The organism is Acinetobacter sp. CAU_H_60 (assembly GCF_058599385.1).
The window spans coordinates 1,127,936-1,152,186 of the sequence record NZ_CM178653.1; the positions used below are offsets into that span (position 1 = coordinate 1,127,936).

Consider the following 24,251-nt stretch of genomic DNA (forward strand, 5'->3'; position numbering starts at 1 on the left):
GGTCTAAATTACCTAAAGTCTCTTCTTGCGCTTTATAAGTTCGATTAAAAAAATGCACATAATTTAAACTGAAGAAAGAGTAGAAAGGTGATTATTATTTAGGTTGTCTTAAGTCTTCAGGATCAACTATCAATTTATCAGGTGCAGATCATAAATTTCGATAGGAAAGAACAGATCTGTTTCAATTCGCTTTTTAACCCATACTTATGGAAATTACGGCCATTGATAATTTATTTTCATGATACCCAACATGTAGATAAAAATTGATGGCAAAAAACCGAATTAAGCACACTTTAAGTTTATAGGTAAATCTGTCTGATTTTTAATTTAAGTAGTTGAATTATAATGATTAAATTATAATTCTTGGTAAAATTAAGCAAAATCTGAGAATTAACCCTCTAATGCACAAATCGCATGGTTTGGCAATGTGCCGATTCGAAAAAAGGTTCATTTTCACGTAGAATACTGCTGTCGGTGAATCACGCTGACAATTTTTACGAATTTTTCAGGCAAAGTTGAATATGTATTGATATTCCTTTGACTGAGGTGCAACCAGCACCACTACTTTCAAAGTTTATTTAAGTAACCGGTTCGCTGAAATTAGGCCAAAAGCCTGATGATCAGAAACTCAATCCAAAGCAAGGGGCTATATATGGCTGGTGGAAAGTCAACAATTATTTACACACTGACCGACGAGGCGCCATTATTGGCGACTTACTCTCTACTGCCGATCATTGAGACCTTTACTAAGCCGGCGGGCGTTGAGATTGTTAAGACAGACATCTCTGTAGCCGCACGCGTACTTGCAGAATTCGCAGACTATCTAAGCGATGAGCAGAAAGTTTCAGATAACCTGGCAGAATTAGGTCGTCTTACTCAGGACCCAGATACTAATATCATTAAACTCCCTAATATTAGTGCATCTGTTGCTCAGTTGACGTCATGTATTAAAGAACTTCAGTCTAAGGGCTATGCACTGCCTGACTATCCAGAAAACCCGACTACTGAAGAAGAAAAAGCAATTAAAGCGCGTTATAGCAAGTGCCTAGGTTCAGCAGTGAACCCAGTACTTCGTGAAGGTAACTCTGACCGTCGTGCGCCGACAGCAGTGAAAAACTACGCGAAAAAACACCCACATTCTATGGGTGAATGGAAACCTTGGTCACAAACTCACGTTTCTCACATGCAAGAAGGCGACTTCTACCATGGCGAAAAGTCTATGACTTTAGACCGTGCACGTAATGTGAAAATGGAACTGATCACTAAGTCTGGTGAAACTATCGTTCTTAAGCCAAAAGTTGCGCTTCAAGACGGCGAAATCATCGACTCAATGTTCATGAGCAAAAAGGCACTTTGCGACTTCTATGAAAAAGAATTAGAAGATTGTAAAGAAGCTGGCATCCTGTTCTCTTTACACGTTAAAGCGACCATGATGAAAGTATCACACCCGATCGTATTCGGTCACTGTGTGCGTATTTACTACAAAGATGCGTTTGAGAAACACGGTAAATTATTCGACGAGCTCGGCATTAACGTAAACAACGGTATGGCTGGTCTTTACGAAAAAATCGAATCTTTACCGACTTCTTTACGTGAAGAAATCATTGAAGATCTTCATGCATGCCAAGAACACCGTCCAGCACTTGCGATGGTTGATTCTGCAAAAGGTATTACTAACTTCCATTCTCCAAACGACGTGATTGTAGATGCTTCTATGCCTGCAATGATCCGTACTGGCGGTAAAATGTGGGGTGCTGACGGTAAACCTTACGATTGTAAAGCAGTTATGCCTGAATCTACATTCGCACGTATTTACCAGGAAATGATCAACTTCTGTAAATGGAATGGTAACTTCGACCCACGTACTATGGGTACAGTTCCTAACGTTGGTCTAATGGCTCAAAAGGCTGAAGAATACGGTTCTCACGACAAGACTTTCGAAATTCCAGAAGCGGGTGTTGCGAACATCACTGACCTTGAAACAGGTGAAGTGTTGATGTCTCAAAATGTGGAAGAAGGCGATATCTGGCGTATGTGCCAGGTGAAAGACGCACCGATCCGCGACTGGGTGAAACTGGCTGTGACTCGTGCACGTAACTCTGGCATGCCAGCAATCTTCTGGTTAGACCCATACCGTCCACACGAAAATGAATTGATCAAGAAAGTTGAAAAATACTTGAAAGATCATGACACTGACGGCTTAGACATCCAAATCATGTCTCAAGTACGTGCAATGCGTTATACACTTGAACGTGTTGCTCGCGGTCTAGATACCATTTCTGTAACAGGTAACATCTTACGTGACTACCTCACAGACTTGTTCCCAATTATGGAGCTTGGTACTTCTGCGAAAATGTTGTCTATCGTGCCTTTAATGGCAGGTGGCGGTATGTACGAAACTGGTGCTGGTGGTTCTGCACCTAAACACGTACAACAATTGGTAGAAGAAAACCACTTACGTTGGGATTCTCTAGGTGAGTTCTTGGCATTGGCTGTTTCTCTGGAAGAAATGGGCATTAAAGAAAACAATGCACGTGCGAAACTGCTTGCGAAAACACTGGATGCTGCGACTGGTAAATTGCTTGACAATGACAAGTCTCCATCACGTCGTACTGGCGAGCTAGACAACCGTGGCAGCCACTTCTACCTGGCTAAATTCTGGGCTGAAGAACTTGTAGCGCAAGACGAAGATGCAGAATTGAAAGCGAAATTTGCACCGATCGCTCAATCTCTTGCTGAAAATGAAGAGAAGATCGTGAGCGAATTGAATGCAGTTCAAGGCCAATCTGTAGATATCGGTGGTTACTATGCAGTTGATCCTGCAAAAGTAAATGCTGTAATGCGTCCAAGTGCTACATTGAACCAAATCATTGAATCACTAAACGCTTAATCAGGCTGTACTAGCTTTAAAGCTCGTAAAGTGAATAAAACCGGTGCTTAGGCGCCGGTTTTTTATTGTTTTTAGATATACATTTAGATAAGAAATGAAGAAATGAGATTTCAGTTAAGTTTCTGATCTATCGTTATTTGATTGAATAATCGAAATGATTAAAAAATAATTCTGAAATTGTTATATTGATTTAAAGTATAAACGCTATATTAAAAAAAGGTTTTGTTGACCTGGGTAGGGTAGAGCCATGAGTAATCAGATATTCATACGACAGACTTTCGATGGTCCGGTGGATATTGTTGGCGATATTCATGGTGAGATTGATGCGCTACAACAATTATTAGAAGTATTGGGCTACGATCTGCAAGGTCGTCATCCTGAACAGCGTAAACTGATTTTTGTCGGAGATCTGTGTGATCGTGGACCAGACAGTATCGCTGTCATTAGACAGGTCAAAAATTTAATAGAAAATGGCAATGCGCAATGCATTCTGGGTAATCATGAAATCAACTTGTTAACCGATACGCTACGGGAAGGCAATGGCTGGTTTTTTGGTTCACCGCATCAGGATGATCTCAAAACTTTTGATTCAGTTCAGGCTTCAAGTCAGGATCGTGCATGGATTCTGGAATTTCTAAACAGCCTGCCTTTGGCACTAGATGCACCTCATTTAAGAATTGTGCATGCCTGTTGGGATACGCAGGCAATTCAACAATTGAAATCTGTTCCTTTTAATTCAATCAGACAGGCTTATGATCATTTTGTCCTGAAAAATGAGCTTGAGTTGCAGACCTTGGGCTTTGATGAATATATTCAGAGTGAACAGCAGCAATATCAGGGGCAGTTCAAGGATCCAACAGCTAGCATTCCCTTATTAAAATATATCGCTGAGAAAGAGTTACGCGACCAGATGCAAAATCCGATTCGTACCTTAAGCTCAGGCGCAGAAAAAATTGCGCGACGACCAGTCTATGCAGGGGGGCGCTGGCGCATGATTGACCGTTTGCCATGGTGGGAGTGTTATACAGATACGATACCTGTGGTGATTGGCCATTATTGGCGAAACTTTAAAACCACCGAAGAAAAATCCGGTCTGTTTAAGCACATTGATGCCCTGCAATGGTTTGGTCAGCAGCAGAATGTATTTTGTGTCGATTATTCAGTGGGTAGGCGTTATCGTGACCGACAGCAACAGGCTGAGTATGCTCATCATCTTGGGGCTTTAAGATGGCCTGAAAATCTGGTGATTTTTGAAGATGGCCAGCAGTATTTCACTCAAAAAATGACATAAAAAAAGCAGCCACGAAGACTGCTTTTTTTAATGAAATTAGCGGATCATTCTACTTCTATAATTTCAAAATCGTGAGTAATCTCGACACCACCGTCGGACAGCATTTTGCTGGCAGAGCAGTATTTCTCAGCAGAAAGCTCTACCGCTTTAGCGACCTGTTTCTCTTTGATGCCTTTACCGCTGACCACAAAGTGTAGATGGATTTTGGTAAATACCGCAGGAATTGTATCGGCGCGTTCTGCTTTTAATTCACAGTGAACATCAGTAATTTCCTGACGTGCTTTCTTTAAAATCGTCACAATGTCAAAAGAAGCACAACCACCCAGACCGGTTAAAATCAGTTCCATTGGGCGAGGACCACGGTTTTCACCGCCATATTCAGGTGAACCATCCATGATGATACTGTGACCACTTTGAGTTTTTGCTTCAAAAGCAACATTCTCTAGCCAATGAACACTCGTTTGCATTGCAACTACCTAAAAAAAGCTATAAATTTACGAAGTAACTGTACACTAACATAAATTGGGTTGATAAGGAATTTCAATCCCACTGTGTGACAAGTTCACATTAGGTCTTGTGCGATCTATAAATTATCCATATTCGGAACTGTAAGCATGACTTCAAACTTTTCACAATTAAGCACAGACGCACTTTCGCCAGGGCAACTACCTGAATCAGTGAAAGCGTTATTAAAACGTGCATATATCAATCGCTATCCAAAACGTACCACGATCGTGGATGCAGGATCAGAATCTAAATCGCTGTATTTAATTCTGAAGGGGTCTGTATCTATCATTCTTCGTGAAGATGATGAACGTGAGATTGTGGTAGCTTATTTAAATGCGGGAGACTTCTTTGGGGAAATGGGTCTTTTCGAAGCAAATCCACAGCGTACTGCAGAAGTGCGTACTCGTGATGTCTGTGAAATTGCTGAAATTACCTATGAAAACTTTCATGAAATTAGCAAACAATATCCAGATCTAAGCTATGCAGTTTTTGCCCAGCTGGTTCGTCGTCTGAAAAATACCACACGTAAAGTGACTGACCTGGCATTTATTGATGTGTCTGGCCGTATCGCACGTTGTCTGATTGACCTGTCATCTCAGCCAGAAGCGATGATCTTGCCAAATGGTCGTCAAATCCGTATTACCCGTCAGGAAATTGGCCGTATTGTTGGGTGTTCACGTGAAATGGTCGGTCGTGTTCTAAAAACGCTAGAAGAACAGGGTATGATTGAAACCGATGGTAAGGCGATTCTGATTTTTGATGCATCGCTGGAAGAACCTGAAGTAGTAGCTGCTGGCGAGTTCGAGGACGAATAAGTCAAAAGCGTGATAAAAAGCAAATCTTCGGGTTTGCTTTTTTTATTCCTGTTTAAAAATTTCAGCCTGATTCAGAACATAACAAATTGGCACAAGCTTGTTAGAAAAGATGATTTAAGTCCGCCTTATAATTCCGATAGGCTATAGCAGACTTGCTCTTGATAAATAACAGATAAACTTAAAGGATATTTTTATGCAATTCAGACCATTGGCGGATACGGGAATCTTATTGCCAGAAATCTGTTTGGGCACCATGACCTTTGGTGAGCAGAATACTCAGGAAGAGGCTTTTCAGCAATTAGACTATGCCCTGGATCAAGGTTTATATTTCTGGGATACCGCAGAAATGTATCCGGTGCCACCCAAGCCGGAAACTCAAGGTGCAACTGAACGCATTATTGGTAACTGGATTGCTTCACGTGGTGGTCGTGACAAACTGTTTTTAGCTTCGAAAATTGCCGGTCCGTCACAAGGTGGTAGCCATATCCGTGATGGTCAGACCCGATTTGTGGCAGATGAGATTGCATCAGCAATTGATAATTCATTGTCACGTTTGCAAACTGATTATATCGATCTGTACCAATTGCATTGGCCACAGCGTGCGACCAATTTCTTTGGCAAGCTTGGCTATGGCAATGCAGAAGCTGCAGATGATCGTGCTGTCACGAATCTGGAAGAAACCCTGACTGCTTTGCATGACGAAATTAAGAAAGGTCGTATTCGTTATATTGGCCTGTCCAATGAAACACCTTGGGGCACCATGAAGTTCCTGCATCTGGCAGAGAAACTGGGATTGTCTAAATTTGTTAGTGTACAAAATCCGTATAGCTTGCTGAATCGCACTTATGAAATTGGTATGTCGGAAATTTCCAAATATGAAGGTGTAGGTTTGCTGGCTTATTCTCCATTGGCATTTGGTTATCTGACTGGTAAGTTCCGAAATGGTGCACGTCCAGCCAATGCACGTGTGACTTTATTTTCACGTTTTAGCCGTTATAGCAATCCGGAAAGCGAGTGGGCCGTCGAGCAGTATGCACAACTGGCTGAGCAGCATGGCCTGACCTTAACCCAGTTGTCACTGGCTTTCATTAAACAGCAGTTCTTCGTGACCAGTACTATTATTGGTGCGACCAACTTGGATCAGCTCAAGGAAAACATTCAGGCGTTTGACGTGAATCTTTCTGAAGAAGTCCTGCAGGGCATTGAAGCCATTCACCGTCAGCAACCCAATCCGGCACCATAATTGTTCAAGTGTTCTCTTTAAATGCCCTTCAAGTGAGGGCATTTTTGTATCAATAAAGGATCAAATTTAATGATAAACAACATAGCAAGAAAAGGATAAAGGCAGCATAATCAAAACAAGATTCATCAATAGAATTTGACAAAAATGAATAATGAAACGGATATTTCTAAATCCCAAGTATTAGCTATAGCAATATTCAACTTAGCTGAGCATTTGCAATTGCAAGAATCTGAGCTTGCATTAGTTCTGGATCTATCTGAAGCAGAATTATCGTCAATCATAAATCAAAAAGAATTAGAAGCAGATACTACCGCAGGTAAAAGAGCAATAACTTTAATCAATATCTATCAAGCATTATTTGGTCTGAATGGTGGAGACTTGAGCTGGATGCGCCAGTTTATCAATTCGCCTAACAAGCTTTTGGATGAGCAAACGCCAAGATCCTTGATACAAACAGAACATGGTTTGAGTGCAGTATTGCGATTACTAGGACGCTTGCAACCGCACTAAAGGTCTTTCTCTATTTTCTACCCATCCGAAAAATAGCAGAGTAAATTAAATCAGATATTCATTATTGATCTTCACTTTAAAAATTCTACTTTCGCTCACTTGAAATATTTTCATTGAATACCAATATTAATACTGATAACTCTGTCTTTTATTTAATTAAAGTTTTGAAAAATATATAAAAAATTATTTGAAATTTTATTTCCAGCACCCATATATCCATCAAGTAGAAAATTTGTTGTGAGGAATAACAAGAATGCGTTTTGAGAAATTTACCAATCGCTTACAGCAAACCCTTTCCGATGCGCAATCTCTGGCAATGAGCAAAGATCATGCTGCCATTGAAGGGATTCACATCTTGTCCACCTTGATGGAAGAAGCATCGAATGTGAGCTTGCTGCAACAGGCTGGAGCGAACCTGCGTGAACTGCAAAGCAAAGTACAAACTGTGCTAAATAATGTAGCTACGCTCGGCAATCCCTCTGCCGATATCAATATCAGTCAGGAAGCAGCCAAAGCCCTGCATCTTGCGGACAGTTATGCACAGAAAGCAGGAGATGAGTTCCTGTCCACTGACTGGGTATTACTGGCACTTGCAGAAACGGGTGCCACCAAAACCTTATTAAATAGTATTGGCGTAAAAACTGAAAATTTACGACAGGTTATTAATCAAATTCGAGGCGATGAAAAAGTCATGAGCAATAATCATGAAGATCAACGGGACTCACTGAATAAATATACGATTGATTTAACTGAACGTGCCATGGCAGGCAAACTGGACCCGGTGATTGGTCGTGATGATGAAATCCGTCGTACGATTCAGGTGCTGTCACGCCGTACCAAAAACAACCCGGTACTGATCGGTGAACCGGGTGTCGGTAAAACTGCGATTGTCGAAGGTCTAGCACAACGTATTGTCAATGGTGAAGTTCCAGAAGGACTGAAAGGCAAACGTGTCTTATCTCTGGACCTTGGTTCTTTGCTAGCAGGCGCTAAATATCGTGGTGAGTTCGAGGAACGTCTAAAAGCCGTTCTGAAAGATCTGGCTAAACATGAAGGCGAAATTATCCTGTTCATTGACGAGCTGCATACACTGGTGGGTGCCGGTAAAGGCGATGGTGCCATGGATGCGGGTAACATGCTGAAACCAGCATTGGCACGTGGTGAACTACGCTGTGTCGGTGCAACGACTCTGGATGAATATCGTCAATACATTGAAAAAGATGCAGCTTTAGAGCGTCGTTTCCAGAAAGTGCTGGTGGATGAGCCAAGCGTGGAAGATACCATTGCGATTCTGCGTGGTCTGAAAGACCGTTATGCGACTCACCATGGTGTGCAGATTCTGGATTCTGCAATCATTGCTGCGGCGAAAATGTCGCATCGTTACATCACAGATCGTCAATTGCCGGATAAAGCCATTGACCTGATTGATGAAGCAGCATCTCGTATCAAAATGGAGCTGGATTCTAAACCTGAAGCGCTGGATAAACTCGAACGTCGTCTGATTCAGCTGAAGATGCAGCTTGAAGCTGTGAAAAAAGATGCAGACTCTGGTGCACAAGGTGAAGTGAAACACCTGGAAGAGCAGATTGCCACTGTAGAGAAAGAGTACAGCGAATTGGAAGAAATCTGGCGTGCCGATAAAGCGCTGGTAGCAGGCAACAAAGATATTCAGGTGAAACTGGATCAGGCTCGTATTGCCTTAGAAAAAGCCCAGCGTGAAGGTGATCTAGCTGAAGCAGCACGTTATCAATACGGTGTGATTCCTGAACTGCAAAAACAGTTGGAACGTATTGAAGCGGCTGAAGAAAGTGAAGCACCAAAACTGCTACGTGACAAAGTCACTGACAATGAGATCGCTGAAGTAGTAAGTGCTGCGACCGGTATTCCTGTAGCGAAAATGCTGCAAGGTGAGCGTGACAAACTGCTGCATATGGAAGACTTCCTGCATAACCGTGTTGTTGGTCAGGAAGAAGCCGTAGTGGCTGTATCGAATGCTGTGCGCCGTTCACGTGCCGGCTTGTCAGATCCAAACCGTCCAAGTGGTTCATTCCTGTTCTTAGGCCCAACAGGTGTGGGTAAAACCGAGTTGACCAAAGCACTGGCAAACTTCCTGTTCGACAGTGACGATGCCATGATCCGAATCGACATGTCCGAATTTATGGAAAAACATTCGGTGAGCCGCTTGGTCGGTGCACCTCCAGGCTATGTCGGTTATGAAGAAGGTGGTGTGCTGACTGAAGCGGTGCGCCGTAAACCATATAGCGTGGTGTTATTCGATGAGGTCGAAAAAGCGCATCCGGATGTATTTAACATTCTGCTGCAAGTGCTGGACGATGGTCGTTTAACAGACTCGCAAGGCCGTGTGGTGGACTTTAAAAATACCGTGATTGTGATGACTTCGAACCTGGGTTCACAGGATGTCCGTGAACTGGGTGATAAAGCCACTCGTGAAGAAGTCCGTACAGTGGTGATGAATGCGGTATCGGAACATTTCCGTCCAGAGTTTATCAACCGTATTGATGAGCTAGTGGTGTTCCATGCGCTGGAAAAAGACCAGATCCGTGGTATTGCCGATATCCAGTTGAACCGCTTACGTCAACGTCTGGCAGAACGCGATATGCATCTTTCTGTGGATGACACTGCTTTCGATCAGTTAATCGAAGCTGGTTTCGATCCGTTGTATGGTGCGCGTCCATTAAAACGTGCGATCCAGCAACGTATTGAAAATGGTTTGGCACAAAGCATCCTGGCAGGTGAGTTTGGTCCTGGTGATACTATCGTCGTTCGTGGTGAAAGCGGCGAGCTGGTCTTTGAAAAATTGAAACTCAGCTAATACCAGTTTTCCTCGCAACAAAAAACCCAGCCTAGGCTGGGTTTTTCTTTATCTTATATTCACACCTTACATTTTTGGATGAGTAATTTTCCAGGCACGGTGAATTTTTTGATTACGCTTGAAGTCTGGACCAATGGTTTCATGCGTGATTTCTTCTACGTCATATAAACCTTCAATCATTTCATCCATTTCGAAACCACGATAGTTGTTCGAAAAATACAAAGTGCCGTCAGTGGTTAAACGGTTCATGGCACGCTTCAGCAAAGACACATGGTCACGCTGAACGTCGAAAGTCCCGTAGAATTTTTTCGAGTTAGAGAATGTCGGCGGATCGATAAAGATCAGGTCATATTGTTCATGACCTTCTTTCAGCCATTCAAAACAGTCAGAGGCGAAGAACTGATGTTGCTGATCGGCATGGTCTACAGTCAGGCCATTTAGAACAAAGTTCTCTTTTGACCAGTTCAAATAAGTATTAGACAAATCCACGCTGGTGGTACTCGCAGCACCACCTAAAGCTGCATGCAGGCTAGCAGTAGAGGTATAGCTGTACAGATTCAGGAAGTGTTTACCTTTGGCTTCTTTGGCAATACGCAGACGCATCTGACGGTGATCCAGGAACAACCCGGTATCCAGATAGTCGGTCAGGTTGACCAGAATCTTAGCTTGGCCTTCCTGCACGATAAAACGTTTAGACGCTGTACTTTGTTTGGTGTACTGGTTTTTACCTTCCTGACGGGCACGCGTCTTGATAAAGATCGCATCACGGCCCAAACCGGTCACGGCACGAATCGCCTGTAGAGCCAAATTGAAACGTTTTTTGGCTTTTTCAGGGTCGATTTTTTTCGGTGGTGCATATTCCTGAACATGCAGACGTTCGCCGTATAGATCAACTGCTACATTAAAGTCCGGCAGGTCGGCATCATACAAACGCAGGCAGTGAATATTTTCTTTTACTGCCCATTTTTTCAGGGTTTGCATATTCTTGGTTAGACGGTTAGCAAATTCCATCGCACCTTCAATCGGCTCGAATTGTTGCGGTTGCCAGCTTTCCAGGAAAGGACGTGTGACTGCTGCCGGTTTTACTGTACCAAAACGGATATAGATCGGCAGTTTACCGTTCATCAAACGCAGAATTTGTGGATCATTGAACGCCAAGACATCGGCCTGTTCCACCTGAGCAGCAATGACTGCCGCTTTCTGATTCGGGAAATTCTTTTGCAGCAGATTAGACAGACCCAGATACAAAGCACGGTTAGATGCCTTATCACCAAGGCGCTCACCGTACGGTGGGTTGGTGACGAAGAACACTTTCTTGCCTTCAGCCTGGAAATCTGGCCAGTCATTCAAAGTACGCTCTTCGATCTTGATCTGATCGAGGGCTGATTCAAAACCTGCCGCAATAATGTTCTGTTTAGTGGCTTTCACCGCTTCCCAGTCGGCATCAAAGGCATAGAATTTGGGTAATGGGTTTTCTAGCGCAGCTTTATGACGTTCAGCCGCTTCAGCTTTAATACCCATCCATAATTCATGATCATGACCATTCCAGCCATTAAATCCGAAACGACGCACTAGACCTGGGGCACGGTCAGTCAGAATCATTAGTGATTCAATAATAAACGTCCCTGAACCACACATTGGGTCAACTACAATATCTGGGTTGATGTCTTTCAGGCCGCCTTTTTGCAGGATCGCAGCCGCCAGGTTTTCCTTGATTGGTGCTTCAGTCATAAAGCGGCGATAGCCACGTTTATGCAGAGAATCACCGGATAAATCTAAACAATAAGTGTGTTCTTTTTTACCAGCCAGAATGTACATAGTAATTTCTGGCTGTTTGGTATCAATACTTGGGCGCTTGCCCACAGCTTCCATAAAGGAATCGACGACGCCATCTTTGGCACGTAGAGTCGCAAACTGGGTGTTGACCTTAATATCACGTTCAACGTGCAGACGAATTGCAAAGGTGCTTTGTGGTGCAAAAATCAGTGACCAGTCGAAGCTCATCGCACCTTCATAAAGCTCTTCTGCAACATCACGCGCATCGTGGGAGAATTCGATTTCATGCGTATGAATTGGCATCAGGACACGAGAAGCCAGACGAGACCACATACAGATGCGGTAAGCATTTTCAAGCGTGCCTCTGAAGGTCAGACGACCTGGGAAACGTTCAACATCCTGAACACCTAAACCTTTGATTTCTTCTTCTAATAAGGTTTCCAGACCATCGGCACAGGTGACCCAATAATTGCTTAAACGTGAAGAGGTATTCATAAAATAGAGAGACCGGAAAAGAATAAATAAAAAACTGCGTTCAGTTTAGCGTATTTTGCCTGTTAAAGCTTTGGAAATTTTTTAAAATCGAGCATATACAGCCTAGTTTTACTCATCCTAAAAAGTGCTAAATATTAACTTAAAAAGCAAACTGAAAATTTATGAAATAGCTAAGATTACACAATACCAATAGGGGGGATTTTTGATTAAATCTTTTATTTTACAGATGGATATCTGATGAATATTAAACTAATTCACAATGCTAGCTCTTCAAGTGCGACCATGTTGTATGTGTGATTTAAAAAAATAAATAATCGGGTTATTGATGTGATGGATCTGATGCAGGGTTGTTCATATGCACCTCATGGCATCAGCATTACTCTAAAAGTAAAAGCTAAAATTGGGTCACTTATGTCAAGTGATCGAGACTAAGAATTGATTAGCCAGACGAAGATCGAATCTAAAACAAAAAAGACGCTGACCTAATATTGCTCAGGGGTAGATCAGTTTTCATTCATATCAATTTATAACTCACATAACTTATTTATTAATTTTGGTACGTTTATTGCTCTATCTAATATCAATGAAGCTGTAATGCTGAGGGGAATCATTACAGCTTCATCTTTATTCTTAATTATTATTTCGGAGGGGCTTAGATGTTGGATCTTCAATTACGCAGGAATGAGGCATTTTCAATCGCTACCTTGATTTATGCACGTTTAAGACGAGTAACTGGGCGAGTAATTGATGCCATGTATCTTGCAGAAAATATCCACTATGCAAAGCATGTGATTGGGCTGGCAGAGCAGACTGAAGATCCTGAGCTTTTACATCTGGTCAACCGCTTAAAAACCACTCTAGATTTATCGTCATTTTCAGAACTGCAGGCTGAAGAACAGGCGGAAAAGGAACTGATTTCTGTGGAACCAAGCGAAGAAGATATCTACCGCGCACAGGTTTCACATCATTATATTGGCGCATTGCGCTAATTGGGGGATTGGGTGTGGATGCTCCAGACTGAAGCACTCATGTTTAAATGAAAAAACAAGCATGTAGATAAACAGGTTAAATTATCTTATTGAAAAAATACATGGGAATTTAAATTTCCATTCTTATTACCGAGATGGTTTTTGTACAACCGAGCTCTTTATCAACTATAAAGATTCGCTAATCTCTGTATAATACGTTGACTTAACGTATAAGGAATCTCTCATGCACTTGGCGGCATTGCATACACCGAGCCAGATTCAACTCAACAAAGCAGGTAATCTTAAACATTTCCTGACCATCGAAGGTCTTTCTAAAGAAACTCTTACAAAAATACTGGACACTGCGTTGTCCTTTTTTAATGACCAAAATCAGCTGATCACCAATAATTTGCTCGAAGGCAAAACGGTGATGAACCTATTTTTTGAAAATTCTACCCGAACGCGTACTACTTTTGAGGCAGCGGCCAAACGTCTGTCTGCCAACGTGCTGAATATCGATATTGCCCGTTCAAGTACCTCTAAAGGTGAAACTTTACGTGATACCTTGTGGAATCTTGAAGCTATGGCGGCAGATATTTTCGTGGTACGTCATTCATCTTCAGGTGCAGCGCACTTTATTGCCAAAGATGTCTGTCCAAATGTCGCCATCATTAATGCAGGCGATGGCCGTCATGCCCATCCAACTCAAGCGATGCTGGATATGCTGACCATTCGCCGTGAAACCAATAAAAAATTCGAAGATATGTCGATTGCGATTATTGGCGATATCAAGCATTCGCGTGTAGCACGTTCAGATGTGGCGGCGCTGCAAACCTTGGGTTGTAAAGATATTCGCGTGATTGCACCGAATACATTGTTGCCATACGGTTTTGATGATTACAGTGAAGATGTGCGCCTGTTCAATAATATGGAAGATGGCATCAAAGACTGTGATGTGATCATTACCTTGCGTATTCAAAACGAGCGTATTGATTCGCCAGCGCTGTCTTCTCAGGCTGAATTCTACAAAATGTATGGCCTGAATAAAGAACGTCTTGCCCTAGCCAAGCCGGATTGTATCGTGATGCATCCAGGACCAATGAACCGTGGTGTGGAAATTGATTCCAGCATTGCAGACGGTCCGCAATCCGTGATTCTGAAACAGGTCACTAACGGGATTGCAGTACGTATGGCAGTACTGGCTCTTGCAATGCAGGGGCAGTTACAGGAACAGGGTTTGATTGAAGCGATTGCGGTATAAGGAATAAGTCATGTCTATTGTAAAAATTGAAAATGTCCGTGTTCTAGACCCAATCCAAAACACTGATTCAGTCGAAACAGTTTATCTGGAAAATGGTAAACGTATTGCAGAAACTGCTAACGTCTCTGAAACCATTGATGGACAGGGCAAATGGCTGATGCCCACTATGGTGGACTTATGTGCTCGTTTACGTGAACCGGGCCAGCAGCAACACGGGACTTTAAAGTCTGAAGGTAAGGCCGCACGTGAAAACGGGATTCTGCATGTATTTACCCCGCCAGATTCCAAACCGATTGTGCAGGATAATGGTGCGCTGATTCATGGTCTGGTTGAAAAAGCCATGCTGGATGGCGGTATTTATTTGCAGGTGATCGGTGCGCAAACCCAAGGTTTGCAAGGTCAGCAACCAGCCAATATGGCAGGTTTAAAAAAGGGTGGTTGTACTGCGGTTTCTAATGCCAGTGCGCCGTTTGCCAATGATGATGTGGTATTGCGTACACTTGAATATGCAGCGGGCTTGGACCTGACTGTAGTGTTCTATGCAGAAGAACCTCAAATTGCCAAAGATGGTTGTGTGCATGAAGGCTTTATTGCTTCACGCCAAGGCTTGCCAATGATTCCATCGCTAGCTGAAACTGTGGCCATTGCCAAATACCTGCTCATGATTGAAGCAACTAAAGTACGTGCTCATTTTGGCTTGTTATCTTGTGGTGCATCAGTAGAACTGATTCGTATTGCCAAAGAAAAAGGCTTGCCAGTAACTTGTGATGTCGCTATGCACCAATTGCATCTGACTGACCATCTGATTGATGGCTTTAACTCTCTTGCACACGTGCGTCCACCATTACGTTCTGAATCTGACAAAGAATTACTGCGTCAGGGCGTAAAATCTGGGGTGATTGATGCGATCTGTACCCATCATGAACCCCTGAGCAGTTCTGCCAAAATGGCACCGTTCGCAGAGACACAGCCTGGATTTACTGCGTTTGATACCTATGTACCGTTTGGTATCCAACTGGTGAATGAAGGTTTCTTTACACCATTGGAATGGGTGGAGAAAGTAACGGTTGCTCCTGCAAAAGTTGCCAGTATGTTTGAGCGTTGGAAAGCGGAAGCAGGCTGGGTACTGGTTGATCCAGAACAGGAATGGACGCTGAGCAAAGAAACGATCGTTTCTCAAGGTAAAAATACACCACTGCTCAATCAAAAAGTGAAAGGTAAAGTGCTGCAAACTTTTATTGCCGCATAACACTTACATTTTGCGTTTACAAAAAGTCAGCTTCGGCTGACTTTTTTATATCTTAAATAAAATACTAGAAAAGTTAGCCCTACATAAACAGTGAAACTTTATGATATCAGTACAATTATTAACATTCCAAAGAGGGTGGATCGCTAAACTGATTAAATATTAAACATTATAAATCAGAATAATGGTGATCTTGATGAATACAGATTTAATTGAACGTTTAAAGAGTGATGTGACCGCCATTGTGCTGCAAGGTGAAACTGAACATCTATTTGCCAAGGATCAGGCCTTAGCTCAATTCTATCCTGTATTGTTAAGTATTCTTCGTGCAAGACCGGCCTGGATTGAAAGTTTAGGTCAGCAACTTAATCCCAAGATTGATGAATTATTTAATAATAATCCGACCCTAAAACAACAATTCTTGACTCAGTTAGATTCAACTGCGCCTCAAGATGAAATTGAACAGACCCTGAACCGGGCAATTGTTCCAACCATGAATTTCTTGCAGGCAGAAGCGGGTGCACCGACTGCTGAAGCAGTAGGCCATTTGTTAGATACCCATGCAGACTCGATTCAACGGTCACTTCCAGTCTGGGCTGGTCCTATACTGGCATCTTTAGGCGTATCTCCGCTTGCAGGACAAAACCTGAACCGCGCATCAGGTCTGGCTTCTGAACCGGAGGCAGAGCCGATACTGACTGAAGAGAAAAAAAGCAGTGGTGTTCTGGCCATTTATTCTCCTCGTGATTATTGCTGCGATTATCTTATTCTTCTTCCGTGGATGCCTGCGTGATGATGATCCGGATGAATTGCGAAATGCTCAGGCGGTGAGTGAAGCTGCTGCAACGAACCCTGCAATTCTAAAAATCAGTACCGGTAGTCAGGGTGAAATCGTCAACTGTCAGGTACAGATGAATGATCCGAAATATATGCAAATTCTGCAAAATGAAATCAAGCAGATCTTTAATTACAGTATTGGCTGTGGCGCAGTAGCCAATGAAAATTACCACTCAGAATTTATTGATCAAGATACGATTCCTTCAGTACTGAAACTGCTGCAAGGCATTTCAAATGTGAGTTTGACTTGGGCAGGTAATCAGGTATCTGTGCAGGCAGCGAACAGTGCAGATGCACAGCGTTTGGCAGGTCAGATTCGTGGTCTGGCTAAAAATGTAGAAGTCGTGACCCAAAAACCAGTTGATATGGATGAGGCAATCAATACAGCCAATACTGAGGCTAAAAAAGCTTTAGACGAACTTCAGATGGAGAATATTGAGGCACTGGATGTTGCTACTGCCTTAAACTTGCAAATAATTCATTTTGCGACTGGTTCTACCGAAATTCCTGAAGTGAATAAAAGCCTGCTGGATCAGACCGCTGCTTTATTGCAATATGCCAAAGATGTACGTCTAACCGTGATGGGCCATACAGATACGGAAGGCAGCAGCACTCAAAATCAGGAGCTGTCTTTAAAACGTGCCCAAGCCATTGTGAATTATCTGGTGCAAAAAGGGGTGAATCCGGCACAATTACAACCAGTAGGTATGGCGGCGAATCAGCCGGCTCAACCGAATGCAACTTCGAACGGTCAGTATCAAAATCGTCGTGTAACTTTTGAAGTTATGAGTACCGAAGACGGTCGTGTCCATACTGTAGATAATGAAGGCGTGGTTGAGAAGAAAGCCAGCTAAATCATCTTTTATCATAAAAAAGGACAAATCATTCGTCCTTTTTTATTTGTGATGAATTAAGAGAAGACAGGTGGGGTATAAGTCAGGGTTCTTCCTAGGAACCAGAGCAAGAACAGTACCAACGGAAGATGAAAGACCAGTTGGGTCACTGTAAAACCGATCACATCTTTAGCCTTTAACTTCAGGATCCCCAGCATGGGGAGCATAAAGAAAGGATTGATCAGATTAGGCAAGGCTTCGGCTGCATTATAAATCTGGACGGACCAGCCTAGATGTACTTTCAGGTCATGCGCGGCCTGCATCACATAAGGTGCTTCAATAATCCATTTTCCTCCACCAGAAGGAATGAAGAAGCCTAGAATCGCTGAATAAATTCCCATAACGATGGCAAAGGTTTCCTGGGAGGCAATCGACACGAAGAACTCGGCAATATAATGCGACAGAGAAAGATCAGCAGAATTCAGGGCATTGGTCATCATAAAGGCGATGCTGCCATAAAGCGGGAATTGAATCAGTACCCCTGAAATGGCCGGCACGGCTTTGGACACAGCATTGAGAAAATTACGTGGTGTACCATGTAAAGCTACACCTAAAATCAGAAAGATAAAGTTATAGGTGTTTAAGCTAGAGATCGCCAGAATCGGATTGCTTTTAGAAAACTCGTTAAACATCCAGACCAGACCCAGAACCACAATCAGAATACTTAAGATTGGCGAGTTTTCCAGCCAGTCACCCGGACGTTTATGGGTCACGGTTTCAGTCTTTTCTTCTTCAATCTGGATTGGAAAGTGATCAATGGTCTTGATGTGATTGCCTTTGGGTGCAGACCAGTAGGCAATGGCAATCGAGGCGATGATCAAGACTGCTGTCATGATCATGGATTGCGGCAGGAAAATCGTTTCGGTAAATGGAATTACACCGGTCAGATTATACAGAGGTTCTGGCAGGCTGGATTTGTTGGCCTGTAATTGCGCGGCAGATGAACTGATGCCGAGCGCCCAGGTTGCACCCATCCCAATAATCGCTGCTGCGGCAGCTGCACGGTAATCCATATTCAGCTCTTTACGCTGCGTCAGTGCAATCACCAGAAGTGCAGTTAGCACTGTACTCATCGCCCAGTTAATCAGGGAAATCAGTAGACTAACCGTGGCGACGAGAACGATGGCTCCACGTCCGGAATGAGGAATGCGCGCCATTTTCTGAATCAATAATTGCATCGGTTTGGAAACCGAAACTACATAACCGACCACGATCAGCATACACATCTGTAAGGTAAAGGGAATCAGACTCCAGAATCCGTCACCAAATGAAATCGCGACGTCTTGTGCCGGCGCACCAATGCCAATCGCGGCAATCGCAACGATGATGACACCCAGTAGGGCAAAGATATAAGAGTCCGGAAACCATTTTTCAGACCAGTCGCTGACGCGCATGGCAAAGCGCTGCAAGATATTTTGTTGAGTTTGCATGATTAAAATCAATTTATTCTGCATTTGTTATTAAGAAGCGGCTTTCTTCAGCCAAAAAGAAACCCTTAAAATTTTTCATTTTAAGGGCTGGGAAAAATCAGGCTGCTTTACGGAGTAAAGGTACGCCGGTGACTTTCTGAATTTCATCAAAACTGACATCGGGTGCCAGTTCTACAAGTTGAATACCTTCAGGTGTGACATCCAATACACCTAAGTCAGTAATAATCCGGTTCACGACGGCCTGGCCAGTAAGCGGAAGACTACATTGTGAGACAATTTTAGGCGTACCATCTTTAGCGCAGTGTTCCATCAGCACCACAACTTTTTGCACACCTGCGACCAGATCCATGGCACCACCCATGCCTTTGACTTTCTTGCCTGGAATCATCCAGTTGGCTAGATCACCATTTTCTGAGACTTCCATAGCCCCCAGAATGGCGATATTGACATGACCGCCACGGATCATGGCAAAGGAGTCAGCACTGGAAAAGAAAGAAGCACCTTTGCGGGCTGTCACTGTTTGTTTGCCAGCATTGATCAGGTCGGCATCCACAGTATCTGCCGTTGGAAATTCTCCAATACCCAGCAGGCCATTCTCAGACTGTAGCCAGACGTTAATATTCTCTGGAATATAGTTGGCGACTAAGGTTGGCAGACCAATACCCAGATTTACATAGAAACCATCTTCAAGTTCTTGTGCGGCGCGCTGCGCCATTTCATTACGTGTCCAAGCCATGATCAAGCCTCCGCCTTTAAAGTCATCTGTTCAATCCGTTTTTCCGGTTGGGTATTCAGTACAATCCGGTTCACATAAATGCCTGGAAGGTGAATTTCATCTGGATCAAGGGCACCGATCTCGACAATTTCTTCGACTTCAGCAACGGTCACTTTGCCAGCCATGGCACAGACCGGATTGAAGTTCTGGGCAGTTTTACGGAAAATCAGGTTACCGGCTTTATCGGCCTTGTAGGCTTTGACTAAAGCCACATCAGCAGTTAAGGATTCTTCCAGAATATAAGACTTGCCATTGAATTCGCGGACATCTTTACCTTCAGCAATGACGGTACCGACACCAGTCGCGGTATAGAAAGCGGGAATACCTGCACCACCGGCACGTAATTTTTCCGCTAACGTGCCTTGTGGAGTCAATTCTACTTCGAGTTCACCGCTTAAGTATTGGCGTTCAAATTCCTTGTTCTCGCCCACATAGGAAGAGATCATTTTTTTAATCTGTTTAGTTTCCAGTAACAGACCCAAGCCAAAGCCATCGACACCGGCATTATTAGAAATGCAGGTCAGATTTTTGGCACCGGTTTCTTTTAAAGCTGCAATGAGGGCTTCTGGAATACCACATAGACCAAAACCGCCAACCGCCAGAGTATGTCCATCCTGGACCACGCCGTCTAAAGCGGCTTTTGCACTGTCATACACTTTATTTGACATTTTTACCTCGATTTATTCTTCTCTTGCAGATCTCTTTCATCTAAAGATCTGCTGATTTCTATCCATGAGGACTTATAGAGTGTCCGGCTATTTCAAGTTTTTAAGCACAGGCTTTTTGCCAATAGGCATTGGCATAATTGGAGGGATTATTGCGATGTAGAACCTCACTGATATTACGGCTGGCCTGCATCAGGGCATCCAGTTGAATACCAGTTTCAAAGCCCATCTTGGAGAGCAGGTAATACAGGTCTTCAGTTGAAACATTGCCGGAAGCGCCTTTGGCATAAGGACAGCCACCGAGACCGGCAATAGAGGAGTCAAATACCCGAACCCCTTGCAACAATGACTGGTAAATATTGGCAATTGCCATGCCATAAGTATTATGAAAATGGCCAGCCAGCACTTTACTATCAATTTCTGAAAGACAAGCATCCCAGACGTTCTTCACGCGATCCGGAGTTGCCGTACCAATGGTTTCACCTAATGACACTTCATAGCAGCCCATATCCAGCAAGCGCTGCGTGACTTTCACGACCTGCTTTGGATCAATTGCACCTTCATAAGGGCAGTCCACCATGCAGGAGACATAGCCACGAACCTTGACATCATTAGCTTTGGCAGCGGCCATCACATCTGCAAACTTTTCAAAGCTTTCATCAATCGAGCAGTTGATGTTCTTGCGGGTAAAGCTTTCAGAAGCTGCGGTAAATACCGCAACTTCTTTACAACCCACAGCCAGCGCTGATTCAAAACCTTTCATATTTGGCGTCAGCAAACTGAACTGGATATTCGGATCTTTAGGCAAGTTGGCAAATAGCGCGTCGCTATCTGCCATCTGTGGGACCCATTTGGCTGAAACACAGGAACCGACCTCAATCGCTTGCAAACCTGTTTTCATCAGGTCGAGAATCAGGTTTTGACGGTCGTCTAGCGTTAAAGGTGTTTTTTCATTTTGCAGGCCATCACGTGGCCCGACTTCTACGATTTTAACGAAATCTGTCATGCAACTTCCTCCGCTAGAGGCTGGAACTCTACCAGTTCATCACCCGCCTTAACCTGATCACCCTTCTGGAAGTATGAGTTTGCGATAATGCCATCATGCGGAGCACGAATGGTATATTCGATCTTCATTGCTTCCAAAGTCAGCAGTACATCGTCTTTTTTCACTTTGTCATTTGCCGCGACCATAACCTGAGTAATTACACCTGGCATTGGTGCAGTCAGATTGTTTTCAGTACCTTGTTCATCCTGGCTATTAAAATCAGACTTCAGATAATTAAACTTGTAACTTTGACCATTCTGGAACAGGGTAATGCCATGCTGAGTCTGGCTAAATGACAGTTTCTGCTGCTGACCTGCAAGATTTAACTGCAGTAGGTGTTGATCGAGCAGTTCACCCTGGATATTGAGTGTCTGGCCTTCATAATTTGCCAGGAAGCCATTTTCTAGCACTTTAAAGCTCACCACACGTAAAATGTCATTACATTGTAATTTGATTGTGTAGCTACTTTGCTGATTCAGACGCCAAAATGCCTTTTGCTGCCAGACTGGATTATTGCTAGACGGGTTTTGAGTCAGACGAGATAACAGTTCAACCAAGGCTGCAGTGACCACTAATTCTGCGCTGATATCAGCAGATGGTTTGAGTAGGAACTCTTCTTCGCGTTGAATTAGGCCAGTATCGAGATGGGCATTTTTAAATGAGTCACACAGCACTAGGCGATCTAGAAAGGCAATGTTATTCCCAAGGCCATCGACATGGAACTGACCCAAGGCATGATGCATCTGGGTTAAAGCCGCTTCACGGTTTTTGCCCCAAACAATCAGTTTAGCAATCATCGGATCATAATAGGTGCTGATTTCATCACCCTCGACAATGCCACTATCTACACGTACGCTGTCATTTTGTTCTGGATAGTGCAAATAGCTGATCTGACCAATAGCAGGAATAAAGCCTTTTTCTGGTTCTTCGGCATAAACACGGGCTTCGAGTGCATGACCATGAATCTGTAATTCATGTTGCTGTTTCGGTAAAGGCTCACCGAACGCAACACGTAACTGCCATTCCACCAGATCCTGACCAGTGATCATTTCAGTGACCGGATGCTCAACTTGTAGACGGGTATTCATTTCCATGAAGTAAGCAGTACCGTCTTGCTCAACGATGAACTCGACTGTACCGGCACCAACGTAATTTACTGCACGTGCAGCATCAATTGCAGCTTGGCGCATTGCTTCAAGTTTGTCTTCTGGCATTTTAGGTGCAGGTGCTTCTTCCAGAACTTTCTGGTGACGACGCTGCACGGAGCAATCGCGTTCAAACAGATGCACGTAATTGCCATGTGTATCACCAAAGACCTGAACTTCAATATGGCGTGGCTGCACGACATAGCGTTCAATCAGTACATCTTCATTGCCGAAACTAGAACGTGCTTCGCTTTTACAGGAAGCAAGTGAACTGAGGAAATCTTCACTACGTTCAACCAGACGCATGCCTTTACCGCCACCGCCGGCACTAGCCTTGATCAGTACGGGATAGCCGATACTATCGGCTTGCTGTTTCAGGAAATCTGCATCCTGATTAGTACCATGATAGCCTGGGGTTAATGGTACACCGGCTTTTTCCATCAGTGCTTTAGAGGTCGCTTTCAGACCCATTGCTAAGATCGCATCTACTGGCGGACCTATAAAGACAATGTTGTTGTCCTGACAGGCCAGGGCAAACTGGTCATTTTCAGACAGGAAACCATAACCTGGATGAATGGCCTGAGCACCGGTAGTTTTAGCTGCCTGAATAATACGTTCAATCTGTAAATAACTTTGTGCAGCAGGCGATTCACCAATATAGATCGCTTCATCTGCCAGTTTGACATGCTGTGCCTGTGCATCGGCATCGGAATATACGGCAACGGTGGCAATCCCTAACTTTTTCGCTGTACGAATCACACGGCAGGCAATTTCACCACGGTTGGCAATTAAAATCTTTGTAAACATCCTACGATCCTTCTTGTTGTTATGCCGTGGTCTTGATCCAAGCCGGGCTTTGTTTGTTTAAAAATGCATTCAGTCCATTTTTCGCCTCATCTCCCTGGCGAACATGGGCAATATGCTGTGCGGTTTTAAGCAGCAGATCTTCAGTCAGAACCTGCTGATCAACCAGTTGAATCAGCTGTTTTGAAGCGTTTTGCGCTTCTGGCCCACCGAGTAAGAGCGCTTCAACAATCTCATCAATTTTACTGTCGAGCTGTTCTGGTGCAGTCACTTCATGTGCCAGACCAATGGTTTTCGCCTGTTCAGCTGAGATTCGCTCAGCAGTCAGGAAATAACGTGACGCCTGACGGGCGCCAATCGCGCGAATCACATAAGGGCTAATCGTTGAAGGCGCTAGACCTAAACGGACTTCTGAGGTTGCAAACTTGGCATCGGTACTGGCGATACAGATATCACAAGCGGAGGCCAGACCCATACCGCCGCCAAAAGCAATCCCATGGACACGGGCAATCGTCGGTTGTTTTAATGTCGCCAGACTTTGTAGCATTTTTGCCAGTTTAAGGGCATCAGCTTCATTGTCTGCCTGTGAGGCCTGACCGGCCTGTTTCATCCAGTTTAGGTCTGCACCCGCAGAGAAGCTTTTGCCTCGGCCTGCCAGAATCACTACACGTACATCATCACGCTGATTTAAAGACTGAAAGCAAGCATGTAGCTCTTCAATGACTTGGGTATTAAAGGTATTGTGCAATTCAGCGCGATTAATCCAGACTGTTGCTACCTGATTCTGCTGCTCGAGCTGTAAAAATTGATAGTCCATTTTTG

General features: G+C 43.7%; 17 protein-coding genes and 1 pseudogene. 10 read left to right on the forward strand and 8 right to left on the reverse strand.

All coding sequences use genetic code 11. The features are described 5' to 3' along the window. Positions 1 to 652: 652 nt before the first annotated feature. On the forward strand, positions 653 to 2,890 hold the full coding sequence (locus tag AC4MBN_RS05215; RefSeq protein WP_419374907.1) for an NADP-dependent isocitrate dehydrogenase: 2,238 nt from the start codon (positions 653 to 655) through the stop codon (positions 2,888 to 2,890). A 247-nt stretch (positions 2,891 to 3,137) separates the two neighbouring features. Then, entirely contained in the window at positions 3,138 to 4,181 is a 1,044-nt protein-coding gene (locus tag AC4MBN_RS05220; RefSeq protein ID WP_491880780.1) for a metallophosphoesterase, read from the forward strand. Positions 4,182 to 4,225: 44 nt separating this feature from the next. On the opposite strand, the gene AC4MBN_RS05225 is transcribed toward AC4MBN_RS05220, so the two are convergent. Then, on the reverse strand, positions 4,226 to 4,648 hold the full coding sequence (locus tag AC4MBN_RS05225; RefSeq protein ID WP_419365566.1) for an OsmC family protein: 423 nt from the start codon (positions 4,646 to 4,648) through the stop codon (positions 4,226 to 4,228). 147 nt (positions 4,649 to 4,795) lie between these two features. On the opposite strand from AC4MBN_RS05225, the gene crp reads away from it, so the two are divergent. The 4 genes from crp (at position 4,796) to clpB (ending at position 10,089) form a co-directional block, all read left to right on the forward strand. Continuing rightward, positions 4,796 to 5,503: a cAMP-activated global transcriptional regulator CRP gene (gene crp / locus AC4MBN_RS05230; protein WP_419365567.1), complete on the forward strand. Its 708-nt coding sequence runs from the start codon at positions 4,796 to 4,798 to the stop codon at positions 5,501 to 5,503. A 193-nt stretch (positions 5,504 to 5,696) separates the two neighbouring features. Next, positions 5,697 to 6,746, forward strand: a complete 1,050-nt coding sequence (locus tag AC4MBN_RS05235) for an NADP(H)-dependent aldo-keto reductase (protein WP_491880781.1) — start codon at positions 5,697 to 5,699, stop codon at positions 6,744 to 6,746. A gap of 144 nt (positions 6,747 to 6,890) precedes the next feature. After that, positions 6,891 to 7,256, forward strand: a complete 366-nt coding sequence (locus AC4MBN_RS05240; protein ID WP_419365569.1) for an antitoxin Xre/MbcA/ParS toxin-binding domain-containing protein — start codon at positions 6,891 to 6,893, stop codon at positions 7,254 to 7,256. Between the two features lie 253 nt (positions 7,257 to 7,509). Then, a complete protein-coding gene (clpB, locus tag AC4MBN_RS05245; protein WP_491880782.1) occupies positions 7,510 to 10,089 on the forward strand; it encodes an ATP-dependent chaperone ClpB in 2,580 nt (859 codons plus the stop codon). A gap of 66 nt (positions 10,090 to 10,155) precedes the next feature. Here the strand turns inward: clpB and rlmKL are convergent, their stop codons facing one another. Continuing rightward, positions 10,156 to 12,360 carry a bifunctional 23S rRNA (guanine(2069)-N(7))-methyltransferase RlmK/23S rRNA (guanine(2445)-N(2))-methyltransferase RlmL gene (gene rlmKL / locus AC4MBN_RS05250; RefSeq protein WP_419374909.1) on the reverse strand — a complete coding sequence of 735 codons (2,205 nt, stop codon included), beginning with the start codon at positions 12,358 to 12,360 and terminating at the stop codon, positions 10,156 to 10,158. A gap of 656 nt (positions 12,361 to 13,016) precedes the next feature. On the opposite strand from rlmKL, the gene AC4MBN_RS05255 reads away from it, so the two are divergent. The 4 genes and pseudogenes from AC4MBN_RS05255 (at position 13,017) to AC4MBN_RS05270 (ending at position 17,526) form a co-directional block, all read left to right on the forward strand. Continuing rightward, a complete protein-coding gene (locus tag AC4MBN_RS05255; RefSeq protein ID WP_034170006.1) occupies positions 13,017 to 13,349 on the forward strand; it encodes a hypothetical protein in 333 nt (110 codons plus the stop codon). 223 nt (positions 13,350 to 13,572) lie between these two features. Then, on the forward strand, positions 13,573 to 14,589 hold the full coding sequence (locus AC4MBN_RS05260; protein WP_034702102.1) for an aspartate carbamoyltransferase catalytic subunit: 1,017 nt from the start codon (positions 13,573 to 13,575) through the stop codon (positions 14,587 to 14,589). A gap of 10 nt (positions 14,590 to 14,599) precedes the next feature. Continuing rightward, positions 14,600 to 15,838 carry a dihydroorotase gene (locus AC4MBN_RS05265; RefSeq protein ID WP_491880783.1) on the forward strand — a complete coding sequence of 413 codons (1,239 nt, stop codon included), beginning with the start codon at positions 14,600 to 14,602 and terminating at the stop codon, positions 15,836 to 15,838. 181 nt (positions 15,839 to 16,019) lie between these two features. Beyond that, positions 16,020 to 17,526, forward strand: a pseudogene (locus AC4MBN_RS05270) (OmpA family protein). A 56-nt stretch (positions 17,527 to 17,582) separates the two neighbouring features. Here AC4MBN_RS05270 and AC4MBN_RS05275 read toward each other — a convergent pair. The 6 genes from AC4MBN_RS05275 to AC4MBN_RS05300 form a co-directional block, all read right to left on the reverse strand. Then, positions 17,583 to 18,995 carry a short-chain fatty acid transporter gene (locus AC4MBN_RS05275; protein WP_491880784.1) on the reverse strand — a complete coding sequence of 471 codons (1,413 nt, stop codon included), beginning with the start codon at positions 18,993 to 18,995 and terminating at the stop codon, positions 17,583 to 17,585. 97 nt (positions 18,996 to 19,092) lie between these two features. Next, positions 19,093 to 19,731 (reverse strand): CoA transferase subunit B, encoded by a 639-nt coding sequence (locus tag AC4MBN_RS05280; RefSeq protein WP_004782495.1) that lies wholly within the window; start codon positions 19,729 to 19,731, stop codon positions 19,093 to 19,095. 2 nt (positions 19,732 to 19,733) lie between these two features. Continuing rightward, the gene (locus AC4MBN_RS05285; protein ID WP_419365574.1) at positions 19,734 to 20,438 is read right to left on the reverse strand and encodes a CoA transferase subunit A; all 705 of its coding nucleotides are present in this window, start codon (positions 20,436 to 20,438) and stop codon (positions 19,734 to 19,736) included. Positions 20,439 to 20,538: 100 nt separating this feature from the next. Then, entirely contained in the window at positions 20,539 to 21,441 is a 903-nt protein-coding gene (locus tag AC4MBN_RS05290) for a hydroxymethylglutaryl-CoA lyase (protein WP_491880785.1), read from the reverse strand. Next, a complete protein-coding gene (locus tag AC4MBN_RS05295) occupies positions 21,438 to 23,432 on the reverse strand; it encodes an acetyl/propionyl/methylcrotonyl-CoA carboxylase subunit alpha (RefSeq protein ID WP_491880786.1) in 1,995 nt (664 codons plus the stop codon). The genes AC4MBN_RS05290 and AC4MBN_RS05295 overlap by 4 nt, the downstream gene beginning before the upstream one ends. 19 nt (positions 23,433 to 23,451) lie before the next feature. Beyond that, positions 23,452 to 24,246, reverse strand: a complete 795-nt coding sequence (locus AC4MBN_RS05300; protein ID WP_491880787.1) for an enoyl-CoA hydratase/isomerase family protein — start codon at positions 24,244 to 24,246, stop codon at positions 23,452 to 23,454. Between the last annotated feature and the right edge of the window lie 5 nt (positions 24,247 to 24,251).